Source organism: Sorangium sp. So ce590 (assembly GCF_051521365.1).
GTDB lineage: Bacteria > Myxococcota_A > Polyangia > Polyangiales > Polyangiaceae > Sorangium.
Genome location: NZ_CP150346.1, coordinates 1,105,756 through 1,118,041 on the forward strand (window position 1 = coordinate 1,105,756; position 12,286 = coordinate 1,118,041).

Annotated in this window: 5 protein-coding genes; all 5 read left to right on the top strand. The window is 65.7% G+C overall.

The annotated features are described in order from the left end of the window. Positions 1 to 50: 50 nt before the first annotated feature. On the top strand, positions 51 to 3,770 hold the full coding sequence (locus WMF28_RS04210) for a type I polyketide synthase (protein ID WP_437600752.1): 3,720 nt from the start codon (positions 51 to 53) through the stop codon (positions 3,768 to 3,770). A 6-nt stretch (positions 3,771 to 3,776) separates the two neighbouring features. Then, positions 3,777 to 8,627, top strand: a complete 4,851-nt coding sequence (locus tag WMF28_RS04215; RefSeq protein WP_437604207.1) for a MupA/Atu3671 family FMN-dependent luciferase-like monooxygenase — start codon at positions 3,777 to 3,779, stop codon at positions 8,625 to 8,627. A gap of 167 nt (positions 8,628 to 8,794) precedes the next feature. Beyond that, on the top strand, positions 8,795 to 10,180 hold the full coding sequence (locus tag WMF28_RS04220; protein WP_437604208.1) for a PfaD family polyunsaturated fatty acid/polyketide biosynthesis protein: 1,386 nt from the start codon (positions 8,795 to 8,797) through the stop codon (positions 10,178 to 10,180). 32 nt (positions 10,181 to 10,212) lie between these two features. Continuing rightward, positions 10,213 to 11,163 carry an acyltransferase domain-containing protein gene (locus WMF28_RS04225; RefSeq protein ID WP_437604209.1) on the top strand — a complete coding sequence of 317 codons (951 nt, stop codon included), beginning with the start codon at positions 10,213 to 10,215 and terminating at the stop codon, positions 11,161 to 11,163. 231 nt (positions 11,164 to 11,394) lie between these two features. Next, on the top strand, positions 11,395 to 12,249 hold the full coding sequence (fabD, locus tag WMF28_RS04230; protein WP_437600753.1) for an ACP S-malonyltransferase: 855 nt from the start codon (positions 11,395 to 11,397) through the stop codon (positions 12,247 to 12,249). Positions 12,250 to 12,286 lie beyond the last annotated feature (37 nt).

Below are 12,286 nucleotides of genomic sequence, written 5' to 3' on the forward strand. Positions count from 1 at the left end.
TGTCATCGAACGCCTCCTGTGAGGCAGACGGTAGCTGCGGATCCAAATCGATGAAGAACATGCCCTTGGAGCAAAAGCGGGAACTCCTTCTTCGCCTCATTCAATGGGAGAATGCTGCGCTTCCGGCGAAGCCGAGCAGGCCCGACGATGTCGCGATCATCGGCCTGAGCGGCCGCTATCCGATGGCGGACGACATCGACGCGTTCTGGAAGAACCTCCGCGCCGGACGCGACTGCATCACGGAGATCCCTCGCGACCGCTGGGATCACGCTCTGTATTACGACGCCGAACCAGGTAAACCGCGGAAGGCCTACGCGAAGTGGGGAGGCTTCATCGGCGACGTCGACAAGTTCGATCCGCTCTTTTTCAACATCCCTCCCAAGGACGCCGGCCTGCTCGACCCGCAGGAGCGCCTCTTCCTGGAGATCGTCTGGGAAGCCTTCGAGGACGCCGGGATCACCCGTGCCTCCCTTCACGAGCGCGGAGTCGCGCCGCCGGTCGGCGTCTTCGTGGGCGTGATGTACAGCGAGTACCACCTCCTGCCGGGGGGCTCGGATGGCTCCCGGGAGCTCGTGCTCACGCCGTCCTACGCGTCCATCGCGAACCGGGTGTCCCATTTCTTCGGCTTCAGCGGGCCTTCCATCGCCCTCGATACAATGTGCTCCTCCTCGTTGACCGCGATCCACCTGGCCTGCGAGAGCCTGAGATCGGGAGGGTGTGAGCTCGCGGTCGCCGGGGGAGTCAACCTCTCGCTCCACCCGAACAAGTATCTCTCCCTCTGCGAGTACCGGTTTGCATCGAGCGACGGCAGGTGCCGGAGCTTCGGCGATGGCGGCGACGGCTACGTGCCGGGCGAGGGCGTGGGCGCCGTCCTGCTGAAGCTGCTGAGCGCGGCCGTGCGTGACGGCGATCCGATCTACGGAGTCATCAAGGGGACAGGAGTCAATCATGGCGGCAAGACGCAAGGGTACACCGTCCCCAATCCGCTGGCCCAAGCGTCTCTGATCTCCGGGGTGCTCAACGCGGCGGATGTGGACCCGCGGACGATCTCCTACGTCGAGGCTCACGGGACGGGGACTTCCCTCGGGGATCCCATCGAGATCGCCGGGCTGTCCCGGGTGTTCTCAGGGGTCGATCCCGAGCGGCAAGTGCGCATTGGCTCCGTCAAGTCGAACGTCGGCCACCTCGAGGCGGCAGCCGGCATCGTGGCGGTGACGAAGGTGCTCTTGCTGCTCAAGAACAAGCAACTCGTCCCGTCGCTTCACTCCGACGTGCTGAACCCGAACCTCGCTCTGGCGAATACGCCCTTCCGCGTGCAGCAGCAGCTCGAGCCCTGGCCTCAGCCGCAGGTGGTCGAAGGCGGGGTCGTCAAGACGTGCCCACGCCGCGCCGGCATCAGCTCGTTCGGCGCTGGCGGCGCGAACGCGTTCCTGCTCGTGGAGGAGTACCTCCCGGCGCAAGGGACGGAGCCGAACCCCGACGGGGAGGACGATGGACCTGAAATCGTGGTGCTCTCTGCCAGGAACGAGGAGCGTCTCAACGCCAGCGTGCGCCGGCTGAAGAACTATTTGGAGGCCGGAAGGGCAGAGGCGCACCGGGTGAGCTCGGGCGCCCGCGTGGTGAACGCCGCGCTCCGCCTGCGCGACGTCGCCCACACGCTGCAGGTCGGCAGGGAGGCCATGGAGGTCCGGCTCGCGTGCGTCGTGAGGAGCCTCGAGGAGCTCACGAGGAAGCTGGGGCAGTTCCTCGACGGTGCGGGTGAGCGGAGCGTCGAGGAACTCTATTTCCATGATGCGCGCCGGGCTGGTGAGGGCGCGCCGCGGCCCCTTCGGCACGACGAGCAAGCACCGTTCGGCGCATGGGCACGGAACGCCGATTTCAGGAGCTTGGCACGCAGCTGGGTCGCCGGCGCCGAGATCGACTGGTGCCGGGTGTGGGACCGGCCGCGAGGACGGCGTATCTCCCTGCCGAAGTATCCATTCGAGAGGAGGCGCTGCTGGCTGACCGCCCCCCCGCCAGCGCCGCCGAAGAGGGAGGCGCCCCGGCCTGCCGCGGAGCCGCGCAGCGAGCGGTCCAAGGCGCAGGCGATGTTCGTCCGGCAGACATGGCTGGAGCAAGCGCACGCGCCTGGCTCCGGTCGCAGTGAGGCGCTCGGCGAGCTCCTCGGCCGGGAGCGCAGCGTCCTGCTGCTCTTCGGCCGGGCTCCTTCCGAGCTCGACGCGCTCAAAGCGTGGTTGTCCGCGTCGGGAATAGAGAGCAGGGCGGCCATCCTCCTCATCTTGCCGGGTACACGCTACCGCGAGCTCTCCCCTGAAATGGTCGAGATCGACCCGGACAGCCCGCAGGACTACGAGAGGCTCGCGGGAGGGCTCTCCGATCGGGGGGCCGCTCCGACGGTCGTCGCCTTCCTCTGGGGCCTGTCTCTCGGACACGCAGACGTGCCCGACGAACGACGCGCCGTTGCATCGAAGCTGGCGGACGCGCTGCGCTACGGCGTGAGACCCGTCTTCTTCATGACCAGGGCCATCTTCGCCCGCTACCCGAGCGAGCCGGTCAGGATGGCCTACTGCTCCCCGGGAAGCGGGGAGATGCTCGACGTCGTCTCGTCCCACCACCAGGCCGTGGGGGCGTTCCTGCGCTCCGCGGCCCAGGAGCATCCCAGTCTCGTCTTCAGGTCGATCCAGAGGGGGGACGATCCGAGCGACGCCCGCGCGGCCATCGGCGCCGCGATGACGGAGCTCGCGTCTTCCGAGCCGACGGCGTCAGCAGAGGTGCTCCTCAAGGGCGGTCGGCGCTGGCTTCGGACTCTGGTGCGGCAGCCGGACGAGCGTGTGGAGGCCGCCGGAGCGGCGCCCGGTGCCGCCGTGTTCAGGCGCGGCAGCAACTATCTCCTGTCCGGAGGCCTGGGGGCGCTTGGGCCAGCATTCGTCAGGCACCTCGTCGAGCGCTACGACGCTCGGGTGTTCCTGCTCGGGAGGAGGTCCCTCGGCGCGGCCGACCTCGAGCGGCTCCTCGGCCCGATCACCCGGTCGTCCAGCGTCGAGTACCATCGTGTCGATATCAACGACTTCTCCGAGCTGCGGAGGTGCTTCGCCGAGATCCGCGAGCAGCGCGGTCCGTTGCACGGCGTGCTTCATCTGGCGAGATCAGTCGAAGACAGGATGATCTTCATGAAGGACCCGGCCTCGTTCGAGAGGGTAATCGAGGCGAAGCTCTTCGGTACGATCAACCTGGACCAGGTCACCAAGGCGGAGAACCTGGATTTCTTCGTCATGTTCTCGTCGATGGCGTCCATCACCGGCCTCGGAGGCGCCTCTGATTACGCCTTCTCTTGCGCCTTCCAGAACGGATTTGCAGAGATGAGGAGCCGCCTTGTCGAGCGTGGGATCCGCTCCGGCGTGTCGCTCGCGCTGTCGTGGCCGCAGTGGGAGCAGGACGCCTTCCTCGACCCCGCGAAGCAGGCGCGGCTCAGGGCGGCGGGCTTCGAGCTACTGGACGCCGAGCGCGGCATTGCCGCGCTCGAGAGGGCGCTGGCCTCGGGCTGCCCCTCCGTGAGCGTTGCCTACGGGGACGAGGAGAAACTCTCGCATCTGCTCGGCGTTGCACAAGAAAATCGAGTCGAGGCGAGCGGCGCCGGACGTCAGATCCGCGCCTCGAAGGCTCCTCGTGCGCCGAGCAGAGGAGAGATGCAGGGCTGGTCCGATGCGCAGCTGGACAGTTACCTGAAACGCTTGCTCGCCGAAGCCGCTTACGAGAGCCACGCGAGGTGATTGGTGATGAGAGCGGATGACGTCACAGGTCGAGAGATCCGAGAGAAGATCCGAGCCGCCTTCGGCGAGCTCCTGGCGATCGAGGCGTCGTCGATCGATGCCTATGACGACTTCGCCAAGTTCGGTATGAGCTCGCTCGACGCCCTCAAGATCGCCGAGCGGCTGCAGTCCGATCTCGGCGCGCGCGTCGCTCCCAAGATGTTCTTCGATCATCCCAACATCGCCGAGCTCGCCCGGGTCATCTCCCCGGAGGCGCATGTGCCGAGCGCGTCGCGGTCGCCGGACGCCCCCGGGGACGTGGTCGAGGGGCGCGACGCCAAAATCGAGGCCATACTCCGGCTGCTCGAGGCGCGAAAGCGACCGGGGCTGCCCGACGCTCCTCCTCCCGGCGAGCAGGTGAGCCTCGCTGCCAGGATGAGGTTCAGCCTGCTGTTCTTCTCCGACAGGGGCAGCGCGCACCAAGACGCGAAGTACGATCTGATCACGTCGGCGGCGAAGTTCGCAGACCGGCACGGGTTCGAGGCTATCTGGATGCCTGAGAGGCACTTCCACCCTTTCGGCGGGATCTACCCGAACCCGTCGGTGCTGGCCGCCCACCTGGCGGGCATCACCGAGAACGTCCGCCTCCGCGCGGGTAGCGTCGTCCTCCCGCTGGAGCACCCGGCGCGGGTCGTCGAGGCATGGTCAATGGTGGACAACCTCTCCCGCGGCCGCGTCGATCTCGCCGTCGCGAGCGGTTGGAATCCAAACGATTTCATCCTGTCCCCCCAGACGTACAAGGATCGACGCGACATCTGGCTGGAGAGGATATCCGTCGTCCAGAAGCTCTGGCGCGGCGAGCCGGTGAGCTTCCCGAACGGGAGCGGCGTGCCGACGGAGATCGTCACCTATCCGAGACCGATCCAGAGCGATCTGAACATCTGGCTCACGGCGACCAGCAAGCTGGAGTCCTTCCTGGCTGCGGGTCGGGCCGGCCTGCATGTCCTCACGATGCTCCAGGGCTCGACGCCCGAAGAGCTGGCCGAGAAGGTGCGCGCGTATCGGAAGGCCAGGCAGGACGCGGGGTACGACCCGAGCAGCGGGATCGTGACCTTGATGCTGCACACATTCATTCATGAGGACGCAGAGTACGTACGTCGGAAGGTACAGGCTCCGTTCGTCGACTACATCCTCAGCGCCATCGACGCGCACACGCGCACCTTGGCGCGCCCTGAAGAGGTTACGCATTCACAGCGCGAGCAGCTCGCGCAGTACTCCTATGAGCGTTACTCCAGGGTCGCTTCCTTGCTGGGCACACCGGCAGAGTGCCTGGACAGGTTGGAGAAGTTTGAGGCGATCGGCGTCAACGAGGTGGCGTGCCTCGTCGACTTCGGCGTGGAACTGGACGCTGTCCTCGATGGCCTCCCCCATATCGCCGAGCTCAGGAGGAGCTATATGGATCGGCGCGGCCGGACCGGGGAGAGCGCGCCGCCGACGCTCGTTCCGTCCCGGCGGCCCGCCGGCCTCGCTCCGGAGCCGCAGGGCGGCGCGGCGACGCAGCAACGGGAGGCGGGCGACTGTCGCGGTTCAGAGCCGTCGGCCGGGGAGCGGAGGTCGAGCCCTGCGGCCGCTACCTCGCCCCGTGAAGCATCGCGCAGGGCCTCAACGGCCGTGAGGTCGCGCGACTCCCAGCCTGGCGTCTCTCCTGAGCAGGTCGCACCGCCGACGGCCGGTGAGCCGATCGCCATCATCGGGGTCGCTGGACGCTTCCCGGGCTCTCCGATGCTTCAGGACTTCTGGCACAACCTCCGCCAGGGGAGAGAGCTGACCTCCGATGCTCCCGGCGACAGGCCGATCGGCCGGCGCGGATGGCCAAGGCAGCGCGTCGGGTACCTCTCCGATGTGATGTGCTTCGATCCTCTCGTCTTCGGTATCTCGCCGCGAGAGGCGGAATACATGGACCCGCATCACCGCGTCTTCCTGGAGACGGCCTGGGCGGTCGTCGAGGATGCGGGGTATGATCCGTCCGCGCTCTCGGGGAGCTCGACCGGCGTCTTCGTCGCCGTCTACAATCATGATTATATGGAGGCGCTCCTGGACAGCGGGGGCGACCTGGAGGCCCACGGCGTCGTCGGCGTAGTCCACTCGATGCTTCCAAATCGCCTCTCGTACCTCCTCAACCTCTCCGGACCGAGCGAGGTGGTCGACACCGCCTGCTCGAGCTCTCTGGTGGCCATCCACCGCGCGGTGAGGGCGCTGCGCTCCGGGGAGTGCGACATGGCGATCGCGGGAGGGGTCAGTCTGCTGCTCACCCCCTCTCGGCTCGCGGGCCTCGCGAAGCTCGGGATCCTCGCCGAGGACGGGCGGTGCAGAGCGTTCGACAGGTCCGCCACGGGGCAGGTCATGGGCGAGGGCGCTGGAGCCGTCCTGCTCAAGCCCCTCGCCAAGGCTCGGCGCGACGGAGATGCCATCTACGGCGTCCTGCGTGGCTCTGCTGTGAACCATCACGGGCGGCTCTCGGGATCGCTGATGACCCCGAGCGCGGAGGCCCAGGCCGACGTGATCGAGAGAGCGCTCCGAGACGCAGGCATCCCTCGCGACTCAATCACTTACATCGAGGCGCACGGCTCCGGAGGCGTGGGCGACCTCGCCGAGCTCAGCGCGTTCATCCGGGTGTTCCGCGGGACACCTGAAGGCGGCGCGAGCCGCGCGCCATGCGCCGTGGGTTCGCTGAAGCCGAACATCGGGTTCCTCGAGGCGGCGGGAGGCGTCGCCAGCCTCATCAAGGTCCTCCTCTGCTTCGCGCACCGAACCATCCCGCCTCTGATCAACTTCGATGAATGTCCGCCTGGGTTTGATCTCGCCAGCGGACCGCTGTTCATGCCGGGGAGCGCCCAGCCGTGGGGCGGAGCGAGGGACGGACAGGAGCTCAACCCTCCCCGCAGGGCATGCGTCCATGCCTATGGTCTGGGCGGCGTGAACGCACACCTGGTCCTCGAGGAGCCTCCGCCTGTTGAGGTCGGACATGCCGCGGACGAGGAGGAGCGCAGCGAGCTCATCGTGCTTTCTGCCAGGACAGACGAGCGGTTGCTGGCCTACGTACAGCGGCTGCTGAGCTATCTCGAGGCCGCCACGGGGCCCGATGTCCCCGGCCCGTGCCCGTCGCTGGGAGACGTCGCCTATACGCTTCAGGTGGGTCGGCCGGCGCTCGAGGTCCGCCTGGCGCTGATAGCAGACAGCGTCTCCGAGCTGAAGAGCACGCTCAAGGCGGTGCTCAATGGAGGGGAGAGCGGCCGCGTCCTTCGGGGCTACGTCCGAGGCCATCAGACACGGTTTACCGGTCTGGGAGACCATCCGAAATTCAGAGAGTTCGTCAGGTCGCTCGAGGCAGACGGCGAGCTGGACAAACTCGCGCACCTGTGGGTCGAGGGGTTCGCCATCGCCTGGGGCGACCTCCACCAGGGCCGACATCGGAGGCGCACTCGATTGCCCACCTACCCGTTCGCCCGGCATCGATATGGTATCCCTGCGGTCCGTTCCCCGGGCGACACCCCGCCGGGGCAGCGCGACGGACGCGATGTCTCGACCGAGCGTGAGACCCAGCTCTCCAATGGATCAACGCACACGTCGAGATGCCTCGACGATCGTGTCTCTCAGGTCGAGGCGGAGGTCATCGCCATCCTCACGGATTTCCTCAAGATCTCGGCCCACGATCTCGATCCCGGTCGGCAGCTCAGCGAGTATGGCATCGACTCCCTGCTCGGCCTCGAGGTGATGAAGCGCATCCAGGACGCATTCGGCGCCGAGATACCGACCACGGCGATCGTGGAGCATGCGACGGGCGCGAGCCTGATCAAGTACATCGCCCGCGAGGCCGCCGCCAGGCCCCGCCTCCGCCGGCCGCGCATGGCTGTTCCAGCGACCCCGGCCGATCTGGGCGATGGCGTCGCACCTCCTGAGCTCGGGAGCGTGCAGGCGGCCGTATCGGCGATGGCACCCGACGCGAAATCGCTCCTGATCACCGTTCGCTCGACCGGGGCGCGGCGGCGGTCGTTCTGGATCCACGGCTCACCGGGCATCGTCGCCTGGGTCAACAGCTTGGCGCATGCGCTGGGGGAGGATTACCCGGTCTATGCCCTCCATGCCAGCGGCCTCAGAGAGGGTGAGGCGCCGCTCGCCACGGTGCGTGAGCTCGCTTCCCGTTACATCGACGAGATCCGTCGCGTGCAGCGATCCGGGCCATACATCCTGGGGGGATACTCCTTTGGAGGTATGGTGGCCTTCGAGATGGCGCACCAGCTGCTCGAGCGGGGCGAAACTGTCTCGCACCTTGTTCTCCTGGACTCCTATGCCCCGGGGTCGAAGATCCTCGACGCCGCCCTCGCGACCATGGACGCTCCACGCAGGCTCCTCCTGTGCGGGAGCATCCTCTGCGCGCTCTACAGGTGTCAGGCGCTCCCTTCGTTCGAAAGCCTCATGGCGGAAGGATCCGGCGATCTGGTGGCCGGTGCTGTCGCTCATATGATCCGGAGCGGACAATCACCGCTGCCGCCGAGTGAGCTGCGGGCGCTGCTCGAGAGGATGGCGAACGTGCTCGCCGTGCACCTGAACGCCGAAGGGCAATACAGTGCGCGGTGCTATCCAGATCCGGACATCAAGGTGGCGCTCTTCCGTGCTCGAGAGCCGCTCAACGCGCGCGAGAGCCCCTTCGCACCGCCAGCGGTGCACCTGCCGGACGCCGATCACGCGGAGGTTTGGTCGCGGCTGTTCACAGGGAGCCTCACGCTCTTCAACAGCAACTGCGATCATTTCTCCCTGATGCAGAGGCCGTACATCGATGGTGTGGTCGCGCACCTCTCGAGGTGGATCGATGACTAGCGGCACCGCAAGCGTGACGCACGACCCGAAGTTGTCGAGGCCGCCGTGGAGGACAGGTTCGCTCCGAGTGGCCGCGGGCAGGGTGCGCGTTGCTGCCGACCGCCCGGCTGCCGGCGGCGTCGCCGACGCTGTTCGCATGACTTGTCATGAACCTTGAGAGCTCCCGGATGACGACGGAACATCGGAGGCCTTCGGCTCGGATCGGCCCGGAGAAGCTAGGAGACCCCGGATTCCAGAAAACTTACCGAGTGAGGTATAGCTATACGGCAGGCGCAATGTACAAGGGCATCTCGTCCGTCGCGCTCGTCGTGCGTATGGGAAAGAGTATGCTCCTCAGCTTCTTCGGGACAGGCGGTCTGAGCCTTCAGGAGACCGAGGCAGGGATACTGAGAATACAGAGCGAGCTGAGCGATGGACAGCCCTATGGTATGAATTTTCTCGCCGATCCAGGTGATCCGGAGCGTGAGATCGCGAGGGCGAACCTGTACCTGAAGTACGGTATACGGAACATCGAGGCCTCCGCATTCACACAGATAACGCCCGGCCTGGTGCGGTACCGCGTCTCAACCCTCGCGGCGAATCCTGATTCCAGCATCCATGTCCCGAACAGGATCATCGCGAAGCTCTCCCATCCCAAGGTCGCGGAGGCCTTCCTCAGCCCGCCGCCGGAGAAGCTCCTCGCCCAGCTCGTTTCGGCATCGCTCATCACCGAGCAGCACGCGTCGATGGCCAGGAGAATCCCCATGGCGGACGATGTTTGCGTGGAGGCCGATTCGGGGGGGCACACCGACAAGGGCGTCGGCTGGGTGCTGCTGCCTGCGATCATCCACCTGCGAGACGAAGCTCGCGCGAAGCACGGCTACCAGCACCGCGTTCGCGTGGGCCTCGCGGGCGGTATAGGCACGCCGCAGGCGGCCGCCGGCGCGTTCGCCCTCGGCGCAGACTTCATCGGCACCGGCTCGATCAACCAGTGTACGGTGGAAGCGGGGACGAGCGATCTCGTGAAGGAGCTGCTGCAGGATATGGACATCCATGATACCGCAATGATCCCTGCTGGTGATATGTTCGAGCTCGGCGCGAGGGCGCAGGTCCTCCGGAAGGGCCTGCTGTTTCCGGGCCGTGCGAACCGGCTATACGACCTGTGGCGCCATCATCAGAGCCTCGACGAGTTGGATGACAAGACGAGGGCAGAGCTCGAAAGGAAGTATTTCAAGCGGAGCCTGGAGCAGGTCTACGAGGACGTGAAAGCGTACCACCTCCAGAGGCGACCCGCGGAGATCCACCGGGCTGAGCGGGACCCGAAGCACAAGATGGCGCTGGTGTTCAAGTGGTACTTCGCCCACACCTCGAACCTGGCTCTACGTGGCGTGGCGGAGCGCAAGGTGGACTTTCAGATACACTGTGGACCAGCCCTCGGCTCGTTCAACAGGTGGGTCAGAGGAACTCAGCATGAGAGCTGGCGCAACCGCCACGTCGACGACATCGCCGAGATGCTGATGCAGCAGGCGGCCGCCACGCTCGAGCAACGCCTTTATGCGTGCTCGGTGGAGTGAGACACGTGGAGGCGCGGAGGTCGGTGGTGCTCATGGCCGGCGGGCAGGGCTGCCAGTACTATCATATGGCGGCCGAGCTCTACCACAAGCACAGCACGTTCAGGAGGGCTATGCAGGAGGGCGACCGCATCGCGCACCAGATGCTCCGGACCTCCATTTTGGACGTGATTTACGACGAGCGCAGGAGTCGGTTGGACACCTTCGACGATATCCGGTTCACGCACCCGGCAATACTCATCGTGCAGTACAGCTTCGGTCGGATGATCCTGGACTGGGGTGTACGACCGGCTCATCTCCTGGGATATAGCCTGGGTGAGCTCGTGGTGAATATCCTCGCCGGCACGGTGTCACTGGAAGATGCCATCTTCGCGGCCGTTATCCAGGCCGAGCTGGTGGCGAGGCGGTGCCGTGTGGGCGGGATGATGGCCGTGCTGGGATCGCCGCGGCTCCTCGAGGAGCACGAGGAGGTGTTCTCTGGCTGTAGCCTTGCCTGTATCAACTTCGACGGCCACTTCGTGGTCGCTGGACGCAAGCGAGAGCTACGTCGGGCGGCGGACATCCTCGCCACGATGCCGATCTCTACCCAGGTGCTGCCGGTGAATTATGCGTTTCATTCCTCGATGATGATGCCGGCGCGAGAGGGCTTCGAGCTGCTGTTCGATGCGATACGCTATGCTCGGCCCGCGACCTCTGTGATCTCGTCGAGTTTCGCCGGTCCGCCGCCGGCGATAGACGGAGAGTACTTCTGGCAGATAGCTCGGGGACCGGTGATGTTCGGCAAGACCATCGACTGGTTGGAGGCGAGGGGACCGCATCTCTACGTTGATCTGAGCCCCAGCGGCACGCTCGCCGCGTTCGCGAAGCGCATCCTCGGCGACGGCGTCGGTGAGTCGATTGTCCTTCCGTCCCTGACGATGTACGGGCGAGATTGCGATAGCGCCAAAGAGCTCAGGAGCGCATTGATGGATCTTGGAGCGGCCTGAAAGCTCGAGCAGAGACAGCTGCTTCACTGGGAACACACGTTGGACGACGGATGCAGATTGAGAGAGGGACGTGTCGCCAATGTTCATCGACAGTAGGAAGGCAGTCGAAGGCACCGGCCGCCGAGCACGCAGGGGCAATCTGGTGTCCGAGGAGAGCCGCGCGGCGCGGCCGCCTGCAAGGCCCGCCATCCTCGCTGGAAGCGGTCGTGCGCCGTCGACCGGGGGGGCACCATGACGACCATCTACGTTTTCCCCGGGCAAGGCTCGCAGCGGGTCGGCATGGCGGCCGACCTGTTTCTGGAGTTCCCTGAACTGGTCAGGGAGGCGGATACGGAGCTTGGGTACTCCATCGTGGAGCTTTGCACGAAGAATCCAGATCGCCGCCTTGGAAAGACCCAGTACACCCAGCCGGCGATATATGTGGCGAACGCCCTCCATTATTTCAAGCTATTGAGACAGACGCGGGAGCGACCACATTATGTCGCCGGGCATAGCATAGGCGAGTACAGCGCGCTGCTCGCCGCGAACGTCTTCGACTTCCGCACAGGGCTTCGGCTCGTCAAGGAGCGCGGTGAATTGATGTCTCAGGTCGTGGGCGGATCCATGGCGGCGATCATCGGTCTGACGCTGCCGAAGGTCGAGGTCGTCCTGCGGGAGTCCGGATACAAGGGCATCGACGTAGCGAACATCAACGCGACGGATCAGATCGTGATCGCTGGACCACGCTCGGAGATCGAGTGCGTGGAGCGCGTGTTCCTCGACGCCGGAGCTACTCGATTTTTGATCCTGAACGTGAGCGGTGCGTTCCACTCGCGATACATGAAGCGGGTCAAGGATGGGTTTCACGCATTTCTTGACGGATTTCGCTTCTCATGCCCGCAGATCCCCGTCGTGGCGAATACGACCGCCGTGCCTTATCCCGAGCATGACGTGGAGATCAAGAGCAGCCTCGCGATGCAGGTCGTCAGCTCCGTCCGCTGGAAAGAGACTGTTGAGTACTTCCTGGCGTTGCCGAAGCCCGAATTCCGCGAGGTGGGCGCAAGCCTGGTCCTGACGAAGCTCATCCAGCAGATGCAGCGCAACTAGGAAGAGCCTTGGCGCGCGCAGTGATCTCATCGGCGGT

Excerpts from the sequence above, each read along its gene's own strand:
- WMF28_RS04215 (WP_437604207.1), top strand. The coding sequence starts at position 3,777 with ATGAGAGCGGATGACGTCACAGGTCGAGAGATCCGAGAGAAGATCCGA.
- WMF28_RS04210 (WP_437600752.1), top strand. The coding sequence starts at position 51 with ATGAAGAACATGCCCTTGGAGCAAAAGCGGGAACTCCTTCTTCGCCTC.
- WMF28_RS04225 (WP_437604209.1), top strand. The coding sequence starts at position 10,213 with ATGGCCGGCGGGCAGGGCTGCCAGTACTATCATATGGCGGCCGAGCTC.
- WMF28_RS04220 (WP_437604208.1), top strand. The coding sequence starts at position 8,795 with ATGACGACGGAACATCGGAGGCCTTCGGCTCGGATCGGCCCGGAGAAG.
- fabD (WP_437600753.1), top strand. The coding sequence starts at position 11,395 with ATGACGACCATCTACGTTTTCCCCGGGCAAGGCTCGCAGCGGGTCGGC.